Here is a 25,776-nt window from a genome sequence, read left to right as displayed (position 1 = left end):
GGTCAGGGCTGCGCGTTGCGCTGCAGGTAGCGGTCACGCAGTTCAGTCTGGCGTGAGCGCATCGGCATCGCACGGCCGCCCAGCCAGACCTGCTCGGCATAGTGCGCCACGTCCAGCGGATCGCCCTCCCACAGCACCAGGTCGGCGCGCTTGCCGGGCTCGATGCTGCCGATCTGGTCGGCCACCCCAAACGCCTGTGCAGGCACCCGGGTCAGCCCGGCCAGGCCATCGGCCCACGGCAGGCCGTTGGCCACCGCGTTGCCGGCCAGCTGGCGCATCTTGCGCGCGTTGTGGGTGGCGTCGCCGCGCTGCACGAACGACACCGGCACGCCGGCACGCTGCAGGCGCGCGGCGTTTTCCAGGGTGGCGCCGATCTGGTCGAAGCTGGCCGGCAGGTTGGCCAGCACGTCGACGAACACCGGTACGTGCGCAGCGGCCAGCTCTGGGGCTACCTGCCAGGCTTCGCTGGCACCGGCGATGGCGATCTTCACCTTTTCGCGGGTGGCCCAGCGCAGCAGCTGGCGGATATCGGAGGCGCGATCCACCTCCACCACGATGCGGCCCTGGCCGGCCAGGTAGCGACTGAGTGTGCGGCGTCCGGCTGGCGTCAGCAGCGCGTGCGGCGAGTCCGCAGCCACCTGTCCGCGTGCTTCGTCGATCATCTGCTGCAACAGCATCCATTGCGCGGCGCGCGAATGCCCGGTCAGTTCGGAGGCGGCCGCGCCGATGCGCAGGAACAGGGCACGCGGGCCGATCGGATCGGCGCTGCCATCGAGCCGCATCACGCCGCCCTGGCCGGCCACGAAACCACCGCCGGTGGCAGCGCCCAGCGCAGTGAAGCCGATGCCTTCCAGCCGCGTGACCGGAATCAGCACTGAGGCCGGGTTGTAGGCGAGGGTGACGTCGAATTCCGGCCGCAGTGGCTGCTCACCGAGCTTCAGAGAACTGTCCACCGTGCTCGATTCACCGGAAACTTCTTCGATGCCAGTCTCGGTGATGCCACCGAACAGTGCCGGTGTCAGGGGACGGCCATTGGCCTCGACCACGCTGGCGCCGGCCGGCGCCGACAGGCCGTTGCCCACCGCGCGGATGATGCCGCCCTGCACCAGCACATCGGCGTTCTGCAGGCTGCCACGTGCGCTGGCGGTGTGCACCGTTGCGTTGCGCACCAGCAGGTCCTGCGCCGATGCCGTGGTTGCCAGCAACAGCAACGCCACCACGGTAGCGCCGGGCCATGCCCGGCGACGCTTGTTCAACACGCCCATCAGCGCACCTCCTGGCCAAGCTGGAAATCGGAACGCGGCGTCGCTGCCGGTGCACTGCGGTCGTACAACCTGCGGCCATCAATGAAGACCTGCTCGGCCAGCGCGTACGAGCTGAAGGGATTGCCGTTCCAGACCACCACATCGGCCATCTTGCCGGCCTCCAGGGTGCCGGTCTGGCCTTCAATGCCCAGTGCCTTGGCGGCGTTGGCGGTCATCCAGGTGATGGCATGTTCGGGCGTGATCTCCGGCATGCGCGCGCGGCGCGCGGACGCCATCACCTTGGCCGCTTCCTGGTTCAGGCGCTGGATGCCTTCGGGTGAGTCGGAGTGGACGATGGCGCAGCTGCTCTTCGGCCGGTCGACCAGCGCGATGTTCTCCGGGATGCCGTCGAAGGCTTCCATCTTGAAGCCCCACCAGTCGGCCCACAGCGCACCGCAGACGCCGTCGGCGGCCAGCCGGTCGGCCAGCTTGTAGGCCTCCACGCCGTGGTGGAACGCAGCGACCTTGAAACCGAATTCCTTGGCCAGATCGAGCATGGTGGCCATTTCGTCGGCGCGGTAGCAGTGGATGTGCACGCGGATGTCGCCTTCGATCGCACCGGCCAGCGTGTCCAGCTTGAGATCGCGCTTGCCGCCGGCATCACCGGCGCTGTCGCCCTTGTCGCTGCCGAACCAGCCCTTGCGCTTGGCCGGCTTCGGCTTGTTCTTGGCGATGTAGTCGGCGGCATCGATGAAGGCGGCGCGGTAGCCGGCCACGTTGCCCATGCGCGTGGCTGGGGTCACGCCCTTGCCTTCGCCATAGACGCGCTTGGGGTTCTCGCCGCAGGCCATCTTCAGGCCCCACGGTGCACCGGGGAACTTCATCGCCTGGTAGGTCACCGCGGGTACGTTCTTGAGGGTCACGCCGCGGCCACCCACCAGGTTGGCCGAGCCCGGCAGCACCTGCATGCTGGTCACGCCGCCGGCCAGCGCAGTGGCGAAGCCCGGGTCCTGCGGCCACACCGAGTGTTCGGCCCAGACGTTAGCGGTGACCGGTGCGGTCATCTCGTTGCCGTCGCTGTGCGCGCCGACGCCGGGGCTGGGGTACACGCCCAGGTGCGAGTGCACGTCGATCAGGCCAGGGGTGACCCACTTGCCCTGCGCATCGATGCGGGTGACACCGGCATCGGCCTGCAGCTGGCGGCCAACGGCGACGATGCGGCCCTCGCGCAGCAGCACGTCGGCATTGTCCAGGCGCTGGCCGGTGCCGGTCAGCACGGTGGCGTTCTGGATCAGCACCGGCGCATCGGGATGCGCCTGGTAGGTGCTGGGGTAGGGATCGGCGACGAAGCGCGAGGCGCCCACCGCCGGAGCCGTGCTCAATGAAAGCAGTGCCAGGGCTACCCCGGCGCGCAACAACGTCGATGCCATGCAGTTCCCCTTGCAGCTGGTCCAACCGTCGACGCTAGCCCGGAGGCGGCGGGCTTGCCAAGTGACCTTCTTCACAGGCCTGTCGACGGTGGCTCGACGGCACCGGCCGGGTGGCTGAAAATACCCGGTCCCCCGCCGTACCGGACTGCCCATGAAGAGCAAGCAGGAAATCGTCGACAACTGGCTGCCGCGCTATACCGGCGTACCGCTGGACCAGTTCGGCCAGCACATTCTGCTGACCAACTTCGGCGGCTACCTGCATACGTTCTCCGAGCTGACCGGCGCGCCGGTCATCGGCCTGGACCGGCCGATGGCCAGTGCCACCATCGATGGCATCACCATGATCAACTTCGGCATGGGCAGTCCCAATGCCGCGATCATCATGGACCTGCTGTCGGCGGTGATGCCCAAGGCGGTGCTGTTCCTGGGCAAGTGCGGTGGTCTCAAGCGCAAGAACCAGCTGGGCGACCTGGTGCTGCCGATCGCGGCGATCCGCGGCGAGGGTACCTCGGGCGACTACCTGCCGCCGGAAGTACCGGCGCTGCCGGCCTTCGCGCTGCAGCGTGCGGTTTCAACCATGATCCGCGACCTCGGCCACGATTACTGGACCGGCACCGTCTACACCACCAACCGCCGGGTCTGGGAGCACGACGAGGCCTTCAAGGAGCGGCTGCGGGCAATGCGCTGCATGGCCATCGACATGGAAACGGCCACGGTGTTCGCCGCCGGCTTCGCCAACCACATCCCCAGCGGCGCGCTGCTGCTGGTTTCGGACCAGCCGATGATCCCGGACGGGGTCAAGACCGAGGCCTCCGATGCCAAGGTCAGCTCCCAGTTCGTGGAAAACCATATCCAGATCGGCATCGAGGCGCTTAAGCTTATCCGGCGCAACGGCAAGTCGGTCCGCCACCTGCGCTTCGACGAATGATGATGAAGACCGGGCGCGGGGCGTCCGGGCCTGGGAGTAGGTAATGGACGTTGCCGCGCAAGTGGTGGAATTCTGGAAGGAGGCGGGCCCTGCGAAGTGGTTCGCCCGCGACGACGCGTTCGACGCGCAGTTCCGCCAGTTGTTTCTGGATGAGCATTTCGCCGCCGCTTCGCGCGGGCGCGAGCATTGGCTGGGCAGTGCCGAAGGGGCGCTGGCCCTGATGCTGCTGCTGGACCAGTTCCCGCGCAACTGTTTCCGGGGCACTGCCCATTCCTACGCCACCGATGGCCTGGCCCGGCATTACGCCATGCGTGCCATCGAGGAGGGCCTGGACCTGCAGCTGGTGCCGAAGCTGCGCGCCTTCATCTACCTGCCGTTCGAGCACTCCGAGGATCCGCTGGACCAGGACCGCTCGGTGGCGATGTTCGACGTGCTGGGTGACAAGGAATACCTGCAGTACGCCGAACTGCACCGCGACATCATCCGCCGTTTCGGGCGCTTCCCGCATCGCAACGCCGTGCTGGGCCGCATCCCCACGCCGGAAGAACTGGATTACCTGGCCGAAGGCGGGTTCGCCGGCTAAGAAAAAGGGGACGGAGGGGATTAAGTCGTTTGAGGCACAAACGACTTAATCCCCTCCGTCCCCTTTTTCAGTGCCGATCAGTACTTCGGCACGCCGTTGTCGACGTCTTCCGACCAGGCGTTGATGCCGCCGGTGACGTTGAACACCTTGGTGAAGCCCAGGGCGCGGAACTGCTCGGCGGCCTGCGCGCTGCGGCCACCGTGGTGGCACATGAACGCCAGTGCGGTGTCCTTGGGCAGGGCCTCCAGCTCCGCACGGCCGTTGCCGTCGAAACTCTTGAACGGCACGCCCACGGCAGCGATCTCGCGCTCGTCGGCCGGGCGCACGTCCACCAGGGTGATGTTGCCGGCACGCACCAGGTCATCGGCATCACGCACGCTGATTTCCTGCACCGGCTTGGGTGCGTTCGGATTGTCGATGGCCAGGCCCTTGCCGCGGATGTCGTCGACCCAGTCGATGGTGATGCCGTTGGCGCGACGCGCGCTGGTCAGGTCGAACTGCACGCGCAGGCCGTTGGACTCGGCAGCGATCGCGCCTTCGTCGTGCGGGGCCAGCTGGAAGTTCGGCTGGAAGCCGGCGTCGATGCTCAGCTGCAGGGCAGCGCCCGGGGCATCGGCCAGCGCGCCCTTGAGCATTTCCACGGCGGCCGGGGTCACGGTGATGCTCGGCGGGGTGCGGTCCGGTGCGGCCATGCCCAGCACGCTGCTCAGCTCGCCGCTGGCGGCCATCTGCAGCACGATGTCGCTGCCACCGACCAGTTCGCCGTCGATGTACAGCTGCGGGATGGTCGGCCAGTCGCCATAGGCCTTGATGCCTTCACGGATTTCCTGGTCGGCCAGCACATTGACGTGGGCGAACTCGACGCCGAGGTCCTGCAGGGCGCCCACGGCCTTGGCCGAGAAACCGCACTGCGGCATCGACGGCTGGCCCTTCATGAACAGCACGACGCGGTTGGCGTTGAGGATGGATTCGATGCGCGAACGCAGGGCGGGATCGAGGGACATGGACGTCGGGTTTCCGGGAATTCGAATCATCAATTCTACCCCTCATGGCATCATGGGGGATGAGCAACGCAGGAACATTGCATCGCATCCCGACCCGGCCCTGGCGCTGGCTGCCCCGGCTGGTGGCGTCGCAGTTGGTCGTGATCCTGGTATGGGTACTGGCAGGCTGGAAATGGGGCCTGCCGCTGATGGTGGCCAGCCACGCGCTGTTCATGGTGCCGATATTCCTGCCCAACAGCCGCTTCTATGCGCCGGTGCTGAGCCGACTGCCGGAGGCCGGCAACACGGTATGGCTGACCATCGATGACGGCCCCGGTCCGGAAACCCGTGCCGTGCTCGACCTGCTGGACCGCCACCAGGCACGCGCCACCTTCTTCCTGGTGGGCGAACGTGCGCTGGCGCAGCCGGAACTGGTCGCCGAGATCCTGCGCCGTGGCCACGACCTGGGCAATCACAGCCACAGCCATCCGCAGGCACGCTTCTGGCGGCTGGGCCCGGCGGCGATGCGCGCCGAGATCGAGGGCTGCCAGCATGCCCTGCAGGCGGTAAGCGGCCAGCCGGTGCGCTGGTACCGCTCGGTGGTGGGCATGACCAATCCGTTCGTGGCGCCGGTGCTGCAGCGGTTGGGGCTGGTCCGGGTAGGCTGGAGCGCGCGCGGCTACGACGGCGTCGGCTGCACGCCGGACGGCGTGCTGGCACGGCTGCTGCCAGACCTGTGCCCGGGCGCGATCGTGCTGCTGCACGAAGGTGCCGCCCATGGGCACAACCTGGTGATCATCGAGCGCGTGCTGCAGGCGCTGGACGAGCGCGGGCTGAAGGCGCAGCTGCCGGCCGGATAACCGGTAGCGCCGGGCCGCGCCCGGCGAGCGCAGCGGCATGGATGGAATCCGCCGGGCATGGCCCCGCGCTACCGGATGCGGTGCGCCACCAGCAGCCAGCTGTTGAACGGGGTACGCCCGTGCAGCGGCCGGGGCGACGTCACCTGCAATCCGGCCTCGATCAATGTCGCCTGCAACACCTGCGGATCGGGATAGTGGCGCGGTCGTGTGCCCATCCAGCCGATCAGCCAGGCCAGCCGGTCGGCCACCCGCGTGGTGCGGTCGCGGCCATCGCCGGTGGCCAGCGGTGTACGCAGCAACAGGCAGCCGCCGTGGGCCACCTGCGCGCTGGCCGCGCGCAGCAGGGCCTGCTGTGGGCCCGCGTCCAGATACTGAAGCACGTCCAGCAGCAGGACGTGCCCGGCCTGCGCCGGCAGCGGCGCCTGCACATCCACGCAGTCGAAGCGCACGTCCTGCAGGTCGGCGGCAGCACGTTGCGCGCGGGTGATCTTGCCGGCATCCACGTCCACGCCCAGGTAATGCTGGGTACCGCCGCGCTGGCGCAGCACATGGGCGAACAGGCCCAGCCCGCAGCCCAGGTCCAGCACCGGCTGCCCATCGTCAGGCAGATGCTGCAGCACGCCGTCGTACAGCGGATCGCTGCCGAGCTTGCCGCGGGTGTAGTAGTAGTCGCGGCGGCTGCCCCAGACCTGCGCCGGCCGGAATGCGTCGGCGATCAAGCGGGCTTGCGGGGCCGCCAGGGGCGTGCAGGGCAGGGGCGTGCCAGTCCGTGGCGTGCCGTCCATCGCCTCAGTCCGTGCCGCCAAGCAGGTGCGCGGCCACCGGCAGGGCGCGCGCGCTCCACAGCGCGTACATCCGCGCCGAAGGGTGCAGGCCGTCTTCGGCAATCATCGCCGGGTCGTCACCGTGGTCACGGCTGATATCGGTGATGTCGACGAAGGCCACGCCCTGCTGGGTGCTGATCACCTCGGCAGCCGCATTGAATTCGTCGGTCTCGATCTCGATCGTGGCCAGGTCGCGGCCACTGCCGGCGCCGAACGGGGTCGCACCCCAATCGGGAAAGGACAGCACCAGCACGCGGCCGGCATCACCGCCAGCGAAACCGATGGCCCGCTGCAGCAGCGCCTGGAACTGGCTGCGGTATTCGTCCAGCGGACGCCCACGGTACTGGTTGTTGACGCCGATCAGCAGGCTGACGAAATCGAACGGCCCCTGCGGCGCGGCCGCATCGATGCCTGCATCAAGTTCGTCGGTGGTCCAGCCGGTGGTCGCAATGGTCTGCGGATCGGACAGCTCAATGCCCTGCGCACGCAGCGCGGTGGCCAGCTGGTGCGGCCAGCGGCCTTCGACTGCAACCGCTTCACCGATGGTGTACGAATCGCCCAGCGCCAGGTAGGACAGGGTCACAGGTCAGGCCACCGAACGGCGCGGCTTCAGCGGCACGACCTTGGTCGCGTCCTCGGCACGGCGGGCCAGGGCACGGTCAATGCGCGCGAATACATCGCGCATCACCGAGGCTTCCGGCATCAGGGTCACGCGGAAATGGTGGCGGTAGGGCACGTTGAAGCTCGAGCCCGGCACCACCAGCACGCCCTCGTTGTTCATCAGGTCCAGCGCGAAGTTGTGGTCGTCGAAGCCCTTCGCCGCAGCGCCGACCACGGCCGGGAACGCGTACAGCGCACCGGCCGGCGCGACCAGCGACAGGTGTTCGCTGGCTTCGCAGGCTTCGATCACCGCACGGCGGGTTTCGTACAGGCGGCCGCCCGGCGTGCACAGCTCGGAAATGGTGTCCGGGCCGTTCACCGCGGCCTCGATGGCGTACTGGCCCGGCACGTTGGCGCACAGGCGCAGCGCACCGAGCAGGTCCAGCGCCGCGCGGAAGTCACCCAGGCGGGCATCGTCGCCGCTGAGGTGGGCCCAGCCCACGCGCCAGCCGCAGGCGCGGTGCACCTTGCTCAGGCCGCTGAAGGTCAGGCACGGATGATCACCGGCCAGCGGCGCGACCGGCTGGAACAGCGCGTCGTCGTACAGGATCTGGTCGTAGATCTCATCAACCAGCAACAGCAGGTTGTGGCGGCGCGCGATCTCCACCACGCGCTCCAGCAGTTCGCGTGGGTAGCTGGCGCCGCTGGGGTTGTTCGGGTTGATCAGCACGATGGCGCGGGTGCGCGAGGAAACCAGCGTCTCGATCTCGCTCGGGTCCGGCTGGAAGCCGTTCTCCGGTGCGCAGCGGTAGTACACCGGGCGGCCATCGTTGAGGATGGTCGAGGCCGACCACAGCGGGTAGTCGGGCGAGGGCACCAGCACTTCGTCGCCGGGATTGAGCAGCGCACGCAGCGACAGGTCGATCAGTTCGCTGACGCCATTGCCGAGGAAGACGCGGTCCGGGTGCGCATCGGGCGCGCCACGGCGGGCGTAGTAGCTGGCGATGGCTTCACGCGCGACCGGCAGGCCCTGCTGGTGCGTGTAGGGGTCGGTGCGGCCCATGTCGTCGGCGATCGCACGCTGAAGGTGCTCCGGCGCGCGGAAACCGAAGGCGCCGGGATTGCCGATGTTGAGCTTGATCAGCTTGCGGCCCTGCGCCTCCAGCTCCCGGGCTCGCCGCGCCAGTTCTCCGCGGATTTCGTAGCGCACTTCGGAAAGGCGCTCGCGGATGGCCAGGGGCTTGGGCGAGTTGGTGGACATGGGAGCTGGGCCGTCAAAAGGCATGGGGCTTCCATCCTACCGGAATTGCTGCAATGCATGGCAAGGGCTCCGGGCCCGTCATTGCTGGGCTGGCAGGGCGCCGGCACAGGTAGAATGGCGGCGATGACCCAGACCCCCGATTTCATCGCCCTGCAGACCATTGGCTGGCCCTGGCCGGGCCCGGCGCAGCAGGCCGACTGGCAGGCCGCGATGGCCGCACATCCGCAGGCCCGCCCGGCACGGGTGATCGAACAGCACCGCACCCACTACGTGGTGGCCGATGGCCCGGATGCGTCGATCAAGGCCGAGTCGCTGCCGGAATGGCAGCGCCCGCGCTTCCCCAGCCATGAACGGCCAGCGGTGGGTGACTGGGTGCTGCTCGATGGCATCCGCATCGTCGCCCTGCTGCCGCGGCGTACCGCGATCAAGCGCGGTGCGGCCGGCGAGCATTACCACCAGCAGGTGATCGCCGCCAACATCGATACGGTGTTCATCGTCTGTGGCCTGGATGCCGACTTCAATCCGCGCCGCATCGAACGCTACCTGCTGCTGGTCGGTGGTGGCGGTGCAGAACCGGTGGTGGTGCTGACCAAGGCCGACCAGACCGAGTACAGCGAGGATGCGCTGGCGGTGCTGGAAGAGCTGGAGATGCAGGGCATCGCGCTGCATGCGATCAACGGCCTGGATGCCGACAGCGTGGCGGTGCTGCAGCCGTGGCTGGGCCCGGGCCGCACGGTGGTGCTGGTCGGTTCCTCCGGTGCCGGCAAGTCCACGCTGACCAACACCCTGCTGGGCGAGCAGCGGATGAAGACCAACGCGGTGCGCGCCAACGATTCGCGCGGACGCCACACCACCACGCACCGCGCGCTGATGCCGCTGCCGACCGGCGCCTGCCTGATCGACACCCCGGGCATGCGCGAGCTGAAGCCGACCGGCGAAGAGACCCTGTCCGAGGGGGGGTTCGCGGACATCGAAGCGCTGGCCGCACAGTGCCGTTTCAACGACTGCAAGCACCAGCAGGAACCGGGCTGTGCCGTGCGTGCAGCGATCGAGGCCGGCGAGATCGAAGAGAGCCGGCTGCTGAACTACTTCAAGCTGAAGGAAGAAGTGGCCGCCGCTGCCGCCAAGCTGGCGGTGCGCCAGGCCGAGACCGCGCAGGAACGCGGTGGCAAGAAGGGCAAGGGCCAGCAGTTCCGCCCGGCAGGCAAGCCGCGCAGGCGTTGATCGGTATCGCGGGGGCGGATCCCATTGCACCGCAATGGGCTCTGACCCCTGCAATGAAACCCGCCTCTGCCTGCTTCGGGTGGATGCCAACTGCCCGCTCCTGGTAGGTGCCAACCTTGGTTGGCACGGATGTATCCGAAGCCCGCCTCTGCCCGCTCCTGGTAGGTGCCAACCTTGGTTGGCACGGATGTATCCGAAGTCCGCCTTCAGCGGATGCCAACCAAGGTTGGCAGCTACCCGATCCATTGCACCTACCAACGTGCGGGCAGGGCGCTATAGTCCGCGCATGGAACCGACTGCGACGCTGGACCGTGACGTGGCCCACCATGCAGCGCTCGATGCGCGCCTGGTCGAGGCCGTGGGAGGCATCCGCCTGCTGGGCCTGACCAGCTGGCCAGCCACGGTGCAGGCACCGTTCCTGGACAGCGTGGCGCGTGGCCAGCCGGTACTGCCGAAGGTGGATTACCCGAAGCTGAACTTCAGCGAAGAACGCCGCGCGCTGGCCGCGATCGCCGCCGACTGTGACGACAGCCATCCGCTGGGCCACTACGTGCGGCAGTCGGCACAGAGCTGGGACCTGGCCGCACAGCTGCTGGAAGGGCTGGGCACCGCTGCAGTCGATACCTGTTCGGTGCAGCTGTTCGGCGCCCCCGAGCAGCCGCTGCCGGGCAATGGCCCGAGTACGCGTGAGGCTGCACGCCACTTCATCCAGATCGCCGCCGAACTGGACCACGAACTGCTGGCGCCGGAAGAACAGGTGCCGGTCTCGGCCATCGCGCTGCAACTGCAACTGCAGAACGATCTGGACGCGTTCTTCGAATCGCGCATCATCCAGGTACAGCTCGATCCGGAGCTGGTGTCCAAGGCCGCCGCCGGCCCGACCCGCATCCGCCTGCGCACTAGTGCGCGCTTCAGTGCCTACGACCGCGCGCAGCTGTTCCACCATGAAGCGCTGGTGCATTCGCTGACCGCCCTGAACGGCCGCGAGCAGCCGGTGCTGCCGAGCCTGGCACTGTCCTCGCCGCGGGTGACGGCCACCCAGGAAGGGCTGGCCACCTTCGCCGAGCAGATCACCGGCAGCATCGACATCGAGCGCCTCAAGCGCATCAGCCTGCGCACCGAAGCGATTGCGATGGCCCGCGAAGGTGCCGATTTCATCGAAGTGTTCCGCTATTTCTGCGATGCCGGGCAGAACGCGGAGGAGAGCTTCGCCTCGGCACAGCGCGTGTTCCGTGGCGTGCCGCCGAGTGGCGGCCTGGCCTTCACCAAGGACACGGTGTACCTGCGCGGCCTGGTGTCGGTGCACACGTTCTTCCGCCACATGCTGGCCGAGGACCGGTTGCAGGTCTGCCGTTGGTTGTTCGCGGGCAAGATGAGCCTGACCGATGCGATCGCGTTCGCGCCGTTGTTCGACGCGGGGGTGCTGAAGCCGCCGCGCTGGCTGCCGCATTGGGTGAGCCGGGCGAATGGCCTGGCCGGGATGCTGGCGTTCTCGCTGTTCGCCAACCGGATACGGATGGACCAGCTGGCGCCGGAATGAAATGCGTTGGCGGATCCTCCAGCGCCTGCCTGCTATCGGTGGGGAGGAGGCGGGGCACCCTGGCCAGGACACGCAAAAACCCCTCCATGGTGCTCGATGGCGCCATCCATGGCGCCAACGGTCCTGGCCAGGGTGCCCCGCCTCCTCCAGACAGTTTCCTGCGGGCGCGGTAGCAGGTCCACCAGAGGGATTGCGCTTGAAAAGCAAAGAGCCGGGCAATGCCCGGCTCTTTGCTTTTGCTTTTCATTGCCTCCGCGCCGGCGCAGGAAATTGTCGAGCGCGGTGGGACGGGCCGAGGCAGGACCGTGAGGCGCATGGATGCGCCGACCGAGCCTACAGGGACGTACTTGCGGCGTGTCCTGCCTCGGCCCGTCCCACCTCGCCCCGCTGCGGTACTGATGCGCCGCAGCGCCCGCTTCTGACTTAGAACTCCGCCGCCACCGTAATGAACAACTGCCGCGGTGCGCTCGCATGGATCGCATAACGCGTGCCCTTCGGATCAGTCGGTGCGAACGAACTCAGCTGGCCGGCATAGCGCTTGTTGGTCAGGTTGGTCGCATTCAACGACACCCGCACGTTGCGCAGGCCCAGGCCGGGGCCGAAGTCGTAGCCCGCGCCGGCGTCGAAGGTGGTCACGCCCGGCACCGACTGGTCATTGGTGTAGGTGTAGTAGCGCTTGCCGGTGTACTTGGCACGCAGGCTGGCGAAGAAGCCATCGCGGTTCCAGCTGATTTCACTGGAGGCCATGCGCTGCGGCGTATCCACGGTGATCTTGCCGGCCACCGGCACTACCGCGCCGCCGGACAGGTAGTCGTCCTCGTAGGTGGTCTTGTTCCAGGACAGCGCGTTGTACCACTGCAGGCCATCGATCGGCTTGAGGATGAAGGTCAGTTCCGCGCCGTAGCTCTTCACCGAACCGACGTTGATGAAGCGCGTCACGCACTCCGGACGCGTGCCGACTTCGATGCTCGAGCACGGGTTCAGCGACAGCAAGCGGTTGTCGAACTTCACGTTGTAGCCCGCGATCGACGCCTGGTACTTCTCGCCGAAGGTACGGAAGCCGGCTTCCAGGCTCTTGGACTTCTCCGGCTCCAGCCCGGCACTGGCCGCGAACGATTCCGGCGACACCTGCAGCGGGCCGCCGCTGCCACCGCCGACGAAGGCGGCGATGTTTTCGGCATACGAGGCGAACAGCTCGTTGTTGGCGTTGAGCTTGAAGCCCAGGCCCAGCTGCGGCAGCACCGATTCCTTGGCAGTCAGCGTGCCTGAGGCGATGCTGGTTTCCACGCCCGGGTTGGCGGTGGCGCGCATGCGGGTGTTCGGGCTCTTGATGCCCACGTCCACGGTCAGGCGCTGGTCCAGGAAGCGCATGCGGTCCTGCACGTAGAACTGGCGCGTGCGGATGTCGAAGTCCTGGTTGAACAGCAGGCGGTCCGGGTTCTTCAGGTACAGGTCGTCCAGGAACGGGCCGCTGATGTAGTAGAAGTTGCGCGAAACGTTATGGTCGTTCTGCTCGTACCACAGGCCGGCTTCCAGTTCGTGGATGCCCACCGTCCACGACAGCGCGGCGGTCAGGCCATCGCGGTTGATCGTGTAGTTGGTGCTGCGGATCGAAATCGGCAGCATCTTGTCGGTGCCCGGGTAGGACGGCTGGCCCGGTGCCCACCAGTGGCCCTGGCCACGGTTGTCGTGGTGATATGCCAGCAGCTTCAGGCGACCCTGCTCACCCAGGCGCAGGTCGGCATCCACCGAATACAGGTTGTCGTCGCGCAGCGCACGGCTCTGGTAGTACGCATCGTCGATGCTGTTGACGCCGCCGCTGAATGCGCAGCGCGCCTTGTTGTAGGTGCCCGGCGCGCAGTACGCGGCGGCGACGGCGCGATCCCAGTCCGGTGCATAGATGTTCCAATCCCAGCCCAGGCCACGTGCCAGCATGTCCTTGGACAGGTAGGCGTAGTTGGCCTGGCTGGCGCGCGAGGTGGCCACGAACGCACCGAAACGATGGTCGCCCACGTTCCACACCGCCTTGGCGTTGAACTGGCGGGTGGTCTGGTTCTGGTACGGCGCAGCCCACATGTCCTGGTCCTGGTGCACGCCGGACACGTAGGCCGAGAAGCCGTTGATGTCGCCGGTATCCACGCGCAGGTAGCCACGGCGCTGGCTGTTGTCGCCAACGGTGACGCTGGCGCGACCGCCGAATTCGGTGGACGGGTCCATCGAGAAGTACTGGATGGTGCCGCCCAGGTTGCTGGTCGAGGCCACGCCCAGCGAACCGATGCCCTGCGACAGCTCGGCACCGGCCAGGTTCTCGGCGATGATCGCGCGGGCGATGCTCAGGCCGTTGTAGTTGCCGTAGCTGTTGTCGCCCAGCGGGATGCCGTCCAGCGTGTAGCCCAGGCGGCTCTTGTCGAAGCCACGCAGGCTGATGGTCTGCGATTCCTCGTTGGCACCGAAGGCGTCGTTGGACTGCACCGACACGCCCGGCAGGCGATCGAGGATCTTCTGGCCGCTGGTGCCCGGCGGCAGCACCTGCTTGTCGACGGCGGTGATGCGCTGCACCTGGCGGGTCTCGCCCTGGCCGATCACGGAGACGGTATCCAGCGTCTGCGCGCTCAGCGCGGCATCGGTGCTGGCGCCGGTATCGGCGGCGGTGGCAGCATGGGCGCTGGCGGCGGCGGAAAGCGCGATCGCCACGGCGATCGTCAGGTGTCGGGTCTGCATGGTGGTCCGTTGCATTGGGGGTGGTCACCGGCACGGGTGCGCGGTGCATGGCCACTATGCGAACGGAACATGAAACCTTCTTTACGAAAAACCAACGAACGGTGCAGGGCAGTGGTGTGCGTCCTGCAACCTGTTCGTCATGGTGGTATGCCGGAGAGAATCAGAAGCGCTCACCGGGCCAGCTGAATTTGAGCTGGTCCATGCAGTCACGATCATGTTCGGAGAATGAGAACCCGATCTGGATGCCGTTCACTACCGTGCCGAACACCGTCGACTCGTCCAGACTATGCCCTGACGGGACGGAAAGGACGTTGAAGTCGGGGTAGCGACGACCCATCTGCTTTCGCGAGATGCAGGCGCCGCCCAGCGACAGCGTAATGCCTTTGATGATTCGCCCCGACGCGTCGGTGTGGATCTGGCCAGAAGGCCCCTTGATCCTTCCGGCGACCACGAATGGCGCCAGATCGATGGTGGCGCTGTCGCCCCGGCCCCTTCCTGCTTCCGAACGCGAGCCGGCTGGAGCCAGGGGTGACAGCTGCGCGACAAGGTCAGAGCGTGCCAGTTGGAAGGACCAGCGCTCCACGAGCCGCCAGGTTGCGTCCGCCTCTTCTGCAGTGGCAGCGGGTGGGGTTGCCGCCAGTGGCGTGGTGGCGACCGCAAGAAGCGCAATCAGCATTGCACGCATGCCAACCTCCTTGATCCGCGATGTCAGCCGTTCGTCCATTGGGCGCGGCAAGCGCTGGCAGGTATAGCACCGGTTCTGCCGATGCATCGGGAAGTGCGTCTCAGAAATGCAGAAACAAAAAGGGGCCGGATCTCCCTCGCAAGCGAAGGTTCACCGGCCCCGCGCACTCCGTGGGGGAGGCGGTCCACGCGCTGCGTGGAGACGGGCTCAACCCATGTACAGGCCACCGTTGACCGGATAGTCGGCGCCGGTCACGTACGAGGCTTCATCCGAGGCCAGCCATGAGCACAGGCCGGCCACTTCTTCCGGACGGCCCAGGCGTCGCACCGGCACCGAGGCGGCCAGCCGGTCCAGCACGTCCGGCGGGAAGCTGCTGATCGCCTGGCTGGCGATGTAGCCCGGCGACAGCGTGTTGACGGTGACCCCGCGTGAGGCCACTTCGGCGGCCAGCGCACGGCTGAAACCATGCATCGCGGCCTTGGCGGTGGCGTAGTTCACCTGGCCGATCTGGCCCTTGTGGGCGCTGACCGAACCAATGTTGATGATGCGGCCCCAGCCACGCGTGGCCATGCCATCGACCACCTGCTTGGTGAGGTTGAACAGCGCATTGAGGTTGGAGGCAATCACCGCGTTCCAGTCCTCCACCGTCATCTGCCGGAACAGCAGGTCGCGGCTGCCACCGGAGTTGTTGACCAGCACGTCCACTTCACCGACTTCGGCGCGGACCTTGGCGAACGCCGCGCTGGTCGAGGCCCAGTCGGTCGCGTTGCCTTCGGAGGCGATGAAGTCGAAGCCCTGTTCGCGCTGCTCGCGCAGCCAGTTGGCCTTGCGCGGTGAGTTCGGCGCGCAACCGGCAACCACGGTGTGGCCGCTGCGGGCCAGGCTCTGGCAGATGGCAGTACCGACACTGCCCATGCCGCTGGTGACGTAAGCGATTCGAAGCGTCATTGCAGAAGGCTCCTTTGGTAAGGGATCAGGCCGCGAGCGGGTACAGGCCGAACAGCAGGCTGCCGACCATCAGCAGCATCGAGATGGCGATGGCCCACTTCAGGGTGAACTTCTGGTGGTCGGCGAACTCGACCTTGGCCAGGCCCACCAGCAGGTAGGTGGACGGCACCAGCGGGCTGAGCAGGTGCACCGGCTGGCCGGCCAGCGAGGCGCGCGCCATCTCCACCGGGGTGATGCCGTAGTTGCCGGCGGCCTCGGACAGGATCGGCAGCACGCCGAAGTAGAACGCGTCGTTGGACATGAAGAAGGTGAACGGCATCGACGCTACTGCGGTGATCACCGCCAGGTACGGGCCCCACGATTCCGGGATCACCGCCAGGAAGCTGTGCGACATCGCTTCGACCATGCCGGTGTTGTTGAGGATGCCGGTGAAGATGCCTGCGGCGAAGATCAGCGACACCACCGACAGCACGTTGCCGGCGTGGTTGACTACGCGGCGGCGCTGTTCGGCCAGGTTCGGGTAGTTGATCACCAGGGCGATGGCGAAGCCGACCATGAACAGCACCGGCATCGGCAGCACGCCGATGATCAGCGCCGTCATCAGCGCCACGGTCAGGGCCAGGTTGACCCACAGCAGCTTCGGACGCTTGATGTCCTCGGCGTCTTCCACGGTCGGCAGCGGGTTGCTGTCGTCGGACACGCTGTTGTCCATCCAGCTGCCACCCTTGGGCAGGGTCACCACGCCGAGGCGACGGCGTTCCTTCAGGCCCAGGTACCAGGCCAGCAGCAGCACGCCGGCACAGGCGATCACCATCGACGGGATCAGCGGCACGAACACATCGGCGGGGTCCACGTGCAGCGCGGTGGCCGCGCGGGCGGTCGGGCCGCCCCACGGGGTCAGGTTCATCACGCCGCCGGCGAGGATGGTCACGCAGGTCATGTTCAGCGCGTTCATACCCAGCCGCTGGTACAGCGGCAGCATCGCCGAGACGGTGATCATGTAGGTGGTCGAGCCATCACCGTCGAGCGAGATCAGCATCGCCAGCACCGCGGTGCCGAGCACGATCTTCATCGGATCGCCCTTGACGAAGCGCAGGATCACCCGCACCAGCGGATCGAACAGGCCGGCGTCGATCATCACCCCAAAGTAGAGGATGGCGAACATCAGCATCACACCGGTCGGCGCGATCTTCTTGATGCCCTCCAGCATCATCTCGTCGATGTTGGCGCCGAAGCCGCCGATCAGCGCGAACAGGATGGGGATGGTGATCAGGGCGACGAGCGGCGACAGGCGTTTGCTCATGATCAAGTACATGAACGTAATGACCATGCCAAAGCCGAGGATGCTCAGCATCATCTGCGGACTCCTTGCGAATACAGGACGTGGGGGAGTGGAAGGGGCCCGGGCGGAATGCCCGGAATGTCGGGCTTAGAAGTCGTACTGCAGGCGGCCGGTGACCGCACGCGTGCGGTCCACCGTGACCCCGGCGAGGCGGTCGCGGTTGCGGCTTTCGATCACGTTGAGCATGAAGCGCAGGTTGTCGCGCAGGTACCAGTTGCCACCCAGCGTCCATGCTTCGGTGCTGCCGCGGCGCAGGTCGGGGGCACCGTCGAGGTGCTGTGCGCCCCACATCTGGTCGTAGCGCAGCGCCACTTCGAAGGCACCGGCCCTGTGGCGGATGTCCTTCACCCGCGCGAAGCGGCCGGTCTTGCGGTCGTAGGCGCGGCTTTCGCCGGTGATGAACCAGCTGAGCATGCCGTAGGCGGCCATCACGTCGCCGCGCTGCGCGCCGTCATCGAAGGTGGCGCCACTGAACTCGCCCTGCCACGACAGCGGGCCGCGCACCTGCGCGTATTCCAGCGACCACTTGTTGACGTCGGTATCGCGGCCGGCGGAGAAGTCGACCAGGGTCAGGCGGCTCTCGTCGGACAGGTGGCCGGCCGGGCGCGGGCGGATGCGCAGGCCAGGCACGCCATTGGCGCCGGGGTTGTCGTAGGCCTCACGGGCCAGCGACAGGCCCAGGTGCAGCACGTCGCCATCGCTGGGCGAGGGCGCCCAGGTGACGCGGCCACCGGCGGCGCGGCCCTTCACCTGCCAGGCGTCGATGCTTTCCAGGCTGTAGATGCTGGCCGCCCAGGTGAAGTCGCCGGGGTTGGCCTGCCACGATGCGCCCAGGCGATACAGCGGCGCCAGCGTGGTGCCGGCGTTGCCGCGCTCCAGGAAGCTGCCGTAGTTGGAGCTGGTGCGGTCATCCAGCGAGAAGTACTGCTTGAACTGGCCCACGGTGAGCTTGCCGGCCTTGCCGAAGCTGCGTGCCAGGTACACGTCCTTGGCCTCGACGCGGTCGCCGGAGAAATCGGCTTCCAGCTTGTAGTCGACCACGAAGAACTTGCCGGACACATCGACCCAGGCACGGCGGATCTCGGTGTCATCCTTGTTCGGCGTACCGCGGTTGTCGTTGTCGAAGGTGGCGAAGTCCAGGTGCAGGCGGCCTCCGAGCGAAGCCGTGACCGGACGATCGTCTTCGGCGGCAAAGGCCGGCGCCGACAGGGCAGCCAGCGCCATCATGGCGGCAGGGCGCCGCCAGGCAAACGTGAATTCCACAAACCCTCCCAGGTGCGCGCCAGGCGCGCGGCAATCGTGGGCACCGGACGGTGCGCGGCCGCAGTCTGGGTTGCCGTAGCTGTCATCGTCCTGTCAACGGATTGTGCGGTGCAGCGTAAAACCGGCCACTGCGCTCACTGGGCCACGCCCGGCAAGCGCGGCGGCGGCATGCGGTAGCATTCGTTTCCCCTCCCACCCCCGTGCCCATGCGCCTGCTGCTGGTCGAAGACAACCCGGATCTGGCCGATGCGATCATCCGCCGCATGCGCCGCAGTGGGCACGCCGTGGACTGGCAGGCCGATGGCCTGGCCGCCGCCAGCGTGCTGCGCTACCAGAGCTTCGACCTGGTGGTTCTGGATATCGGCCTGCCCAAGCTCGATGGCCTGCGCGTGCTGGCCGGCATGCGCGAGCGCGGCGACAGCACACCGGTGCTGATGCTGACCGCGCGCGACGGCATCGAAGACCGTGTGCAGGCGCTGGACGTCGGCGCCGACGATTACCTGGGCAAGCCGTTCGATTTCCGCGAGTTCGAAGCGCGCTGCCGCGTGCTGCTGCGACGCGCGCGCGGCCAGGCCAGCGAAGTGGTGCAGATCGGTGGCTTCCAGTTCGACAATGCCGCGCACCGGGTCAGCCTCGACGGCGAACCGATCGAACTGCCGAACCGCGAGTACCGGCTGCTGGAGATTCTGGTCGGCCGCCTCGGCCAGGTGGTCGGCAAGGATGAGATAGGCAATGGCCTGTTCGGCTTCGACGACGAGGCCGGCCCGAATGCCATCGAGCTGTATGTGGGGCGCCTGAGAAAGAAGCTGGCAGGTGCACCGCTGCGCATCACCACGGTGCGCGGCGTTGGCTACCTGCTGGAAGCCAGTGATGACAGCGCCGACGCCAATGGCTGACGCGCGGACCGCGAACGCCGCACCGGGCTCGCTGCGGCGCACGCTGCTGCTCTACCTCGGCGCGTTGCTGGCGGTGTTCGCGGTGGCTCTGCTGTTTGCCGCGCGCGGCTATGGCCAGCGCGCCGCCAACCGTTCCTACGATCACCTGTTGGTGTCCTCGGCGTTGTCCATTGCCGATTCGGTGGCCCTGGTCGATGGCCAATGGCAGGTCGATCTGCCCTATGCGGCGCTGGACCTGCTGGCGATGGCCCCGGAAGACCGCGTGTTCTATCGGGTCGCCGACAGCCGTGGCAACCTGATCACCGGCTATGGCGACCTGCCGGCGCCGCCGCGCCGGCCCGGCACGCAACCGCAGCTGTTTGATGCGGCGTACAGTGGCGAGACCGTGCGCTTCGTGGTGGTCGGCCGCAGTTTCGCCGCCGCCTCGGCGCAGGGCGAAGTACAGGTGCAGGTCGGCCAGACCCGGCGTGCGCGTGAAGCGGTCGCGCAGGACATGGTCAACCGCGCACTGCTGGCGGTCGGTGTGCTGTCCGGCCTGCTGCTGGCGCTGGTGGCCTTTGGCGTGCATCGCGCATTCCGGCCATTGGTGCGGGTGGAACGCGAGCTGTCACGCCGCGAGCCCTCTGACCTGAAGCCGCTGGATGCCCGTGTACCGCGCGAGATGGACCAGATGGTGGCGGCGTTGAACCGCTTCATGGAACGCCTGTCCAGCAGCAACGAGACCTTGCGTGCGTTCATGGCCGAGGCCGCGCACCAGATGCGCACGCCGTTGGCGGCATTGCGTGCGCAGGCACAGCTGGCGCTGGATGACGACGATCCCGAAGACATGCGGCGCAGCCTGCAGGCGATCGAGCGCAACGCCACCCACATGAGCCGGTTGTTGAATCAGTTGCTCAGCGATGCCAGCGTGATCCATCGTTCGCATCTGCAGCGCTTTGCTGCAGTGGATCTGGCCGAGACCGTGCACCAGGCCCTGCATGAAGCGCTGCCGCAGGCCGGCCCGGCGCCGCGCGTGCAGCTGGCGATGACCGCCGAGCCGGTACAGGTGCATGGCGATGCGCTGCTGCTGCGCGAGGCGATCAAGAACCTGGTCGACAACGCGTTGAAGTACGGTGGTGATGGGCCGTTGCAGATCGCATTGACCGTGGAAGGCGGGCAGGCCGTGCTGACTATCGCCGACCACGGTGCCGGCATTGCCGCCGCCGATGCCGAACGCGTGTTCGAGCGCTTCGCCCGTGGCGAGGGCGCGCCGTCCGGCGGCGCCGGGCTGGGCCTTGCCATCGTCAAGCGTGTGGTCGACAGCCACGGTGGCCGCATCGACCTCAGCAATCGTCCTCAGGGCGGGCTGATCGCCACCATCCGCCTGCCCCGGAGCAGTCCATGATCCGCCTGTTCACTGCTGCCGTTGCCTTGCTGTTGGCCCTGCCGGTGCTGGCTGCGCCCGGCGATGTGCGCCGTTTTCCCGCACAGGCAAAGACCACGGCGCAGCTGCGCATCCACGGCACCACCGACATCGAAGTGTTCGCGGTGGTCATCGCCGATTACCAGCGGCTGCACCCGGGCACCGAAGTGGTGTACGAGGACATCATCACCCAGGACCTGTACGCGCGGTACCTGCACGACCGCGGCGGACCGGCATCGCCGGACCTGCTGATCTCCAGTGGCATGGACCTGCAGACCAAGCTGGTCAACGATGGTCATGCACTGCCGCACCGCTCCGCGCAGACCGCCGCGCTGCCGGCCTGGGCGCAGTGGCGCAACGAGGCATTCGGCATCAGCTACGAGCCGGTGGTGATGGTCTACAACACCCGCGCGCTGACGGCTGCGAGGGTGCCGCACACGCGCCGGCAACTGCTGGACCGGTTGCGCGCCGAAGGCGCACCGCTGCGCGGCAGGGTCGGCACCTATGACATCGAACGCAGCAGCGTCGGCTACCTGCTGTCAACGCAGGATGCGCAGCGTGGCAGCATCGCCGGTGCGCTGCTGGGCGCGCTGGGCGACAACGATGTGGTGCGCGAGGAGCGCACCGGCGTGCTGCTGGACAAGGTGGCCAGCGGACAGCTGTCGCTGGTCTACAACGTGCTCGGCTCTTACGCGCAGGCGCGCATCGACGCGGGTGCTCCGCTGGCGATTGTGGAGCCCGAGGACTACACGCTGGTGGTACTGCGTACCGCGGTGATTCCACGCACCGGCCCACACCCGGAAGAAGCCCGGCGCTTCCTCGACTACCTGTTGTCGCCGCGTGGCCAGCAGGTGCTGTCACGCGAGGCACGGCTGATGCCGATCGTCACCGGCAGCGCACGTGGCGACGATGCGCCCGGCCGCAGCCGCCGCCCGATCCAGCTGGGCCCGGGCCTGCTGGTGTACCTGGATGCACTCAAGCGCCGCCAGTTCCTCGATGCCTGGCGCAGCAGCGTGGAGCCGGCAGGGCGCTGAGGCGACGGCCTGCCCGTACAATGGCGGCATGAGCGAATACACCATCCTGATCGCCGATGACCACCCGCTGCTGCGTTCGGCGGTGGTGCAGTCATTGCGGCAGAGCCTGCCGCTGGCGCAGGTGCGCGAGGTCGCCAGCGCCGAGGCATTGGCCGAAGCCCTCGACGCGCACCCGGACGTGGACCTGGTGCTGCTCGACCTGACCATGCCCGGTGCACACGGTTTCTCCGCGCTGCTGCACGTGCGCGGCTCGCATCCGGACATTCCGGTGGTGATCCTCTCGTCCAACGACCACCCCCGTGTGATTCGCCGCGCCCAGCAGTTCGGTGCCGCCGGTTTCATCCCGAAGTCGGCCCCGGCCGAGACCATTGGCGAGGCCGTGCAGGCGGTGCTCGATGGTGGATTGTGGTTCCCGGCGATGGCCGCCGAACGCTCCGAGGCCGACGCCCTGCTGGCCAGCCGCCTGGCCCAGCTGACCCCGCAGCAGTTCCGCGTGTTGCTGTGCCTGGCCGATGGCCTGCTCAACAAACAGATCGCCTATACGCTGGGATTGGCCGAGAACACGGTGAAGGTGCATGTCACCGCGATCCTGAAGAAGCTCGAATGCCATAGCCGCACGCAGGCGGCAGTGCTGGTGAAGGCGCTGGAGCCGGAAGGCGACGCGGGCATCGGGTTGTAGTTTCCAGCCAACGGCGCAGCCCCTCGTGGGTGGACACGTAGAGCAGTTCATGGGTGAGGCCGGGCAGGTGGACTGCACAGGGGCCGCTGCAAGTACGTCCATGTAAGCTCGGTCGCCGCTTGCTCGTGTGCGCAGTCCTGCGCACACGGCAAGACCGGGGTTGGGCGTCCTGCCCAACCCGCCCGAGGCATGCCTCGGGCCCATGCGGCTCACGCCCCTACGCAGCCCACCTGCCCGGCCACGGACAGGTTCCGTGCGCATCCATCCACGGAAGAGAAAAGAACATCAAAAGCAAAGGCAGCCTGGCAGGCCGCCTTTTGTAGAGCCGAGCCCACGCTCGGCTGCTTTGCGGCCGGTCCGCGATGCCGAGCATGGGCTCGGCTCTACACGAGCAAGCGCAGCGCGCGACCGGCTTTTGTTCTTCTTTTTCTTCTCCGTGGGTGGCAGGCCACCGAAATCTGTCAGAGGCCGGTCGGGTTGGGTTCGCGGGGGTGTCAGCCGCATGGATGCGGCTGCCAAGCCTCCAGGGATGGATTCACGGCGTCCCCCGTGCACCCAACCCGACCGGCCCACCACGGCTTCTGCTTTCCACGACCAACCAGACACCACCCACGAGGGGCTGCGCCGTTGGCTGGAAACTACCCGCGATGCCGGATCAACAACTGACTCATCAGCGCCCGCAGCGCCGGCGGCTTCACCGGCTTGGCCATCATTCCCCAGCCACGCTCGGCAGCCATCTCACGCAATCCCGCATCGCGCTCGGCAGTGACCAGCACCACCGGCGGGCGGGCCCGCCACAGCTCTGCCAATGTCTCGTACAGCACCGGCCCGTGGTGATCGCCCATGCGCACATCCAGCAGCACCAGCTCCGGCACGGTTGCCGTCGTGGCCAACTGCAGCGCTGCCTGCGGGCCATCGGCCAGCAGCACCTCGCAGCCCCAGCGCTCCAGCAGCGCGCGGCTGGCCGCGCACACGTGCGGATCGTCATCGATCACCCACACCCGGCGCCCTCGCAGCGGGTTGTCCGCCGCCGGTTCCTGCGCCAGCACCGGCGCGGGCGCGGTGGCGGGTATCGCGCTGGCGTCGCCGAACGGCACGCCCACGGCGAACACGCTGCCCTGGCCCAGCTGCGAGCGCAGCCGGATCGGATGTCCGAGCAGGCGGCCGATGCGGTCGACGATGGCCAGGCCAAGGCCGGCACCGCGCTGCTGGCCGTCGTGCAGGCGGCGGAATTCCTCGAAGATCTCGCCCTGCAACGCATCGGGGATGCCGGGGCCCTGGTCGTGCACTTCGATCCACAGCAGGCCTTCGCGGCGACGGCAGCCCAGAAGCACGCGGCCACGTTCGCTGTAGCGCAGCGCGTTGGACAGGAAATTCTGCAGGATGCGGCGCAGCAGCGCTTCATCGCTGACCACCACCGCATCGGTATCGACCCAGTCCACCACCAGGCCACGTGACTGCGCGGCGATGCCGAATTCGCGCGCCAGTGTCTGCAGCAGCGGCCCGAGCCGGAACGCCTGCACACGGGTCGGCAGGCTGCCCGATTCCAGCCGCGCGATATCCAGCAGGCTGTTGAGGATCGCATCCTGCGCGGCCAATGCAGCGTCGATGTGATCGCTGGTCTGCTGCTGCGCCGGGTCGCTCAGCTTGCCGCGCAGCACCGAGACGAACATGCGTGCTGCGTTGAGTGGTTGCAGCAGGTCGTGCACGGCCGAGGCGACGAAGCGGGTCTTGTAGCGGTTGGCCTGTTCGGCCTCGCGGCGTGCTTCGTCCAGGTCGTGGGTACGTTCGGCGATGCGGTGTTCCAGTGCATCGGCCAGCGAGCGCAGTTCGCGTGCAGCATTCTTGTAGCTGGTGATGTCGGCGTAGCTGGTGACGAAACCGCCGTCGGGCAGCGGGTTGCCGCGGATTTCCAGCACCGTACCGTCGTCCTTCTCACTTTCGCGCATGTGCGGACGGCCGCTGCGCAGGTGGTTGAGGCGACGCTCGATGGCCTCGTCGACTGGGCCGGGACCGAGCAGGCCACGGCGTGCGTTGAAGCGGAACAGTTCCTCGATGGGCCGCCCCACGCGCACCAGGTCCAGCGGGAAACGGAACAGTTCCAGGTAGCGCGAATTCCATGCGACCAGACGCAGGTCCCGGTCGATCACCACCACGCCCTGCGGCAGGTGTTCAAGGCTGCGGCTTAGGCCGCTGTCGGCATCGGTGGCGGCCTGCAGCAGGCCATCCTGTGCGGTGCGCAGTTCCTGTGCATGCTGCTTGAGCAGGGTTTCCAGCTCGCGGCGGCTGCGCAGGCGATGCTTGGCCAGGCGCCGGCGCTGCTGCACGAACAGCACCAGGAAGCCCAGCGCCAGCCACGCAGCACCTCCGGTAAGCGCGGCCGCACGGCCGGCGGCGGTGGCGGCACTGGCGTCGTGCAGCAGGTGCAGGTTCCAGTCTTCGGCCGGCAGCGCAAGGCTCTGCCACAGCATCGGCTGCGGCAATGCCGGGTCCAGCAGGCGCACCATGCGGCCGCCATCGGCCAGTACATCCTCGGTACGTGCGCGCAGCGGCTGCAGGGTGCGATCAGCGTACTGGCGGGCGTCCAGCATCTCGCGGCGCTCATCGGCGCCCAGTGGGCGCAGCAGGCGGTAGCGCCAGCTGTCACGGTTGGCCAGGAACACCACGTCGTGGTCGTCGCTGGCCAGCACCACGTCAGGGCTGCTCAGCCACTCCTGCTCCAGCGCCGACAGCTCGACCTTGATCACCACCACGCCGAGCCGCTTGCCGTCTTCCTCGATGGCCTGCGACAGGTAGTAGCCGGGCACGCCGGTGGTCATGCCGATGCCGTAGAAGCGGCCGCGGCCCTGGGCCAGCGCCTGGCGGTAATAGGGACGATAGCTGTAGTTCTCACCGACGTTGGTGGTCGGCTGGTCCCAGTTGCTCGCCGCCACCGCCACGCCATCGTGACCGACCAGGGTCAGGGTCGAGGCACGGGTGACTTCATTGGCGCGTTGCAGCTTGAGGTTCAGCCGCTGCCGTTCGGTGGGCGAGGGCTGCACACGCAGGGCGTGCAGCAGATCCGGATCCAGTGCCAGTACCTGCGGCAGCGTGCCGAAGCGGTCGATGCGCTGCTGCAGGCCCTGGCCATACAACTGCAGCTGGCGTTGTACCTGGCTGCTTTCCTCACCGAGGGCGCGCCGCCAGGCGTAGTGGCCGGCGGCGACCGCACACAGCATGGTGCCGCCGACCATCACCGCGATGGTCAGCAACAGCATCCGGTGGCGGCTGAGCCAGTACATGGCGGCAGTCTACGCAGGGCCGGCGGGCGTGGCGTACACGCCCGCCGG

The 25,776-nt window shown here is 67.6% G+C and carries 21 protein-coding genes; 9 read left to right on the top strand and 12 right to left on the bottom strand.

Annotation, left to right across the window (positions count from 1 at the left end):
• Positions 1–2: 2 nt before the first annotated feature.
• Both ACZK3J_RS19105 and ACZK3J_RS19100 read right to left on the bottom strand, forming a co-directional pair.
• Entirely contained in the window at positions 3–1,265 is a 1,263-nt protein-coding gene (locus ACZK3J_RS19105) for an amidohydrolase family protein (RefSeq protein ID WP_149908653.1), read from the bottom strand.
• Positions 1,265–2,674 carry an amidohydrolase gene (locus ACZK3J_RS19100; protein ID WP_277779168.1) on the bottom strand — a complete coding sequence of 470 codons (1,410 nt, stop codon included), beginning with the start codon at positions 2,672–2,674 and terminating at the stop codon, positions 1,265–1,267. The genes ACZK3J_RS19105 and ACZK3J_RS19100 overlap by 1 nt, the downstream gene beginning before the upstream one ends.
• A gap of 151 nt (positions 2,675–2,825) precedes the next feature.
• Between ACZK3J_RS19100 and ACZK3J_RS19095 the strand changes: the two genes are divergently transcribed.
• Together ACZK3J_RS19095 and ACZK3J_RS19090 are read left to right on the top strand one after the other, a co-directional pair.
• On the top strand, positions 2,826–3,602 hold the full coding sequence (locus ACZK3J_RS19095; RefSeq protein ID WP_005414446.1) for an AMP nucleosidase: 777 nt from the start codon (positions 2,826–2,828) through the stop codon (positions 3,600–3,602).
• A 43-nt stretch (positions 3,603–3,645) separates the two neighbouring features.
• Positions 3,646–4,185: a DUF924 family protein gene (locus tag ACZK3J_RS19090; RefSeq protein WP_006384394.1), complete on the top strand. Its 540-nt coding sequence runs from the start codon at positions 3,646–3,648 to the stop codon at positions 4,183–4,185.
• Between the two features lie 77 nt (positions 4,186–4,262).
• Here the strand turns inward: ACZK3J_RS19090 and grxD are convergent, their stop codons facing one another.
• On the bottom strand, positions 4,263–5,189 hold the full coding sequence (grxD, locus tag ACZK3J_RS19085; RefSeq protein ID WP_149908652.1) for a Grx4 family monothiol glutaredoxin: 927 nt from the start codon (positions 5,187–5,189) through the stop codon (positions 4,263–4,265).
• Between the two features lie 59 nt (positions 5,190–5,248).
• Here grxD and ACZK3J_RS19080 point away from each other — a divergent pair, with 59 nt between their 5' ends.
• Positions 5,249–6,028 (top strand): polysaccharide deacetylase family protein, encoded by a 780-nt coding sequence (locus tag ACZK3J_RS19080; RefSeq protein ID WP_478476177.1) that lies wholly within the window; start codon positions 5,249–5,251, stop codon positions 6,026–6,028.
• Between the two features lie 68 nt (positions 6,029–6,096).
• Here ACZK3J_RS19080 and ACZK3J_RS19075 read toward each other — a convergent pair whose 3' ends face one another.
• From ACZK3J_RS19075 to ACZK3J_RS19065, 3 genes are read right to left on the bottom strand one after another with little or no spacing between them, the layout of a single operon-like run.
• Positions 6,097–6,813, bottom strand: a complete 717-nt coding sequence (locus ACZK3J_RS19075; protein WP_149908651.1) for a class I SAM-dependent methyltransferase — start codon at positions 6,811–6,813, stop codon at positions 6,097–6,099.
• Positions 6,814–6,817: 4 nt separating this feature from the next.
• Positions 6,818–7,435, bottom strand: coding sequence for an SGNH/GDSL hydrolase family protein (locus tag ACZK3J_RS19070; protein WP_149908650.1), 618 nt, complete (start codon positions 7,433–7,435; stop codon positions 6,818–6,820).
• Positions 7,436–7,438: 3 nt separating this feature from the next.
• Positions 7,439–8,713 carry a pyridoxal phosphate-dependent aminotransferase gene (locus ACZK3J_RS19065; protein WP_049463664.1) on the bottom strand — a complete coding sequence of 425 codons (1,275 nt, stop codon included), beginning with the start codon at positions 8,711–8,713 and terminating at the stop codon, positions 7,439–7,441.
• Positions 8,714–8,827: 114 nt separating this feature from the next.
• Between ACZK3J_RS19065 and rsgA the strand changes: the two genes are divergently transcribed.
• Together rsgA and ACZK3J_RS19055 are read left to right on the top strand one after the other, a co-directional pair.
• Complete coding sequence (rsgA, locus tag ACZK3J_RS19060; protein ID WP_032129866.1) at positions 8,828–9,937, top strand: ribosome small subunit-dependent GTPase A; 1,110 nt, start codon at positions 8,828–8,830, stop codon at positions 9,935–9,937.
• A 286-nt stretch (positions 9,938–10,223) separates the two neighbouring features.
• Positions 10,224–11,477: a flavohemoglobin expression-modulating QEGLA motif protein gene (locus ACZK3J_RS19055; RefSeq protein WP_478476176.1), complete on the top strand. Its 1,254-nt coding sequence runs from the start codon at positions 10,224–10,226 to the stop codon at positions 11,475–11,477.
• Between the two features lie 423 nt (positions 11,478–11,900).
• On the opposite strand, the gene ACZK3J_RS19050 is transcribed toward ACZK3J_RS19055, so the two are convergent.
• From ACZK3J_RS19050 to ACZK3J_RS19030, 5 genes are all read right to left on the bottom strand, one after another.
• A complete protein-coding gene (locus ACZK3J_RS19050) occupies positions 11,901–14,198 on the bottom strand; it encodes a TonB-dependent receptor (RefSeq protein WP_478476175.1) in 2,298 nt (765 codons plus the stop codon).
• 160 nt (positions 14,199–14,358) lie between these two features.
• Entirely contained in the window at positions 14,359–14,883 is a 525-nt protein-coding gene (locus ACZK3J_RS19045) for a hypothetical protein (RefSeq protein WP_478476174.1), read from the bottom strand.
• 207 nt (positions 14,884–15,090) lie between these two features.
• The gene (gene phbB / locus ACZK3J_RS19040; RefSeq protein WP_049463659.1) at positions 15,091–15,831 is read right to left on the bottom strand and encodes an acetoacetyl-CoA reductase; all 741 of its coding nucleotides are present in this window, start codon (positions 15,829–15,831) and stop codon (positions 15,091–15,093) included.
• Between the two features lie 25 nt (positions 15,832–15,856).
• Entirely contained in the window at positions 15,857–17,185 is a 1,329-nt protein-coding gene (locus tag ACZK3J_RS19035) for a CitMHS family transporter (RefSeq protein WP_032130486.1), read from the bottom strand.
• 75 nt (positions 17,186–17,260) lie between these two features.
• Positions 17,261–18,400 (bottom strand): OprO/OprP family phosphate-selective porin, encoded by a 1,140-nt coding sequence (locus ACZK3J_RS19030; protein WP_414577987.1) that lies wholly within the window; start codon positions 18,398–18,400, stop codon positions 17,261–17,263.
• 242 nt (positions 18,401–18,642) lie between these two features.
• On the opposite strand from ACZK3J_RS19030, the gene ACZK3J_RS19025 reads away from it, so the two are divergent.
• Genes ACZK3J_RS19025 through ACZK3J_RS19010 form a run of 4 tightly spaced genes read left to right on the top strand, consistent with a single transcriptional unit; the run spans position 18,643 to position 22,447 of the window.
• The gene (locus tag ACZK3J_RS19025; protein ID WP_134950964.1) at positions 18,643–19,332 is read left to right on the top strand and encodes a response regulator transcription factor; all 690 of its coding nucleotides are present in this window, start codon (positions 18,643–18,645) and stop codon (positions 19,330–19,332) included.
• Complete coding sequence (locus tag ACZK3J_RS19020) at positions 19,325–20,716, top strand: sensor histidine kinase N-terminal domain-containing protein (RefSeq protein ID WP_414577985.1); 1,392 nt, start codon at positions 19,325–19,327, stop codon at positions 20,714–20,716. Before ACZK3J_RS19025 ends, ACZK3J_RS19020 begins: the two co-directional genes overlap by 8 nt.
• The gene (locus ACZK3J_RS19015) at positions 20,713–21,768 is read left to right on the top strand and encodes an ABC transporter substrate-binding protein (RefSeq protein WP_049400238.1); all 1,056 of its coding nucleotides are present in this window, start codon (positions 20,713–20,715) and stop codon (positions 21,766–21,768) included. The genes ACZK3J_RS19020 and ACZK3J_RS19015 overlap by 4 nt, the downstream gene beginning before the upstream one ends.
• Positions 21,769–21,796: 28 nt before the next feature.
• Positions 21,797–22,447, top strand: a complete 651-nt coding sequence (locus tag ACZK3J_RS19010) for a response regulator (protein ID WP_005414428.1) — start codon at positions 21,797–21,799, stop codon at positions 22,445–22,447.
• A 638-nt stretch (positions 22,448–23,085) separates the two neighbouring features.
• On the opposite strand, the gene ACZK3J_RS19005 is transcribed toward ACZK3J_RS19010, so the two are convergent.
• Positions 23,086–25,728, bottom strand: coding sequence for a hybrid sensor histidine kinase/response regulator (locus ACZK3J_RS19005; protein ID WP_369352802.1), 2,643 nt, complete (start codon positions 25,726–25,728; stop codon positions 23,086–23,088).
• Positions 25,729–25,776 lie beyond the last annotated feature (48 nt).

The organism is Stenotrophomonas sp. 86428_Sma (assembly GCF_056481585.1).
The sequence above is the reverse complement of the archived record's forward strand: the minus strand, read 5'-3'. Positions and strand labels throughout refer to the sequence as shown.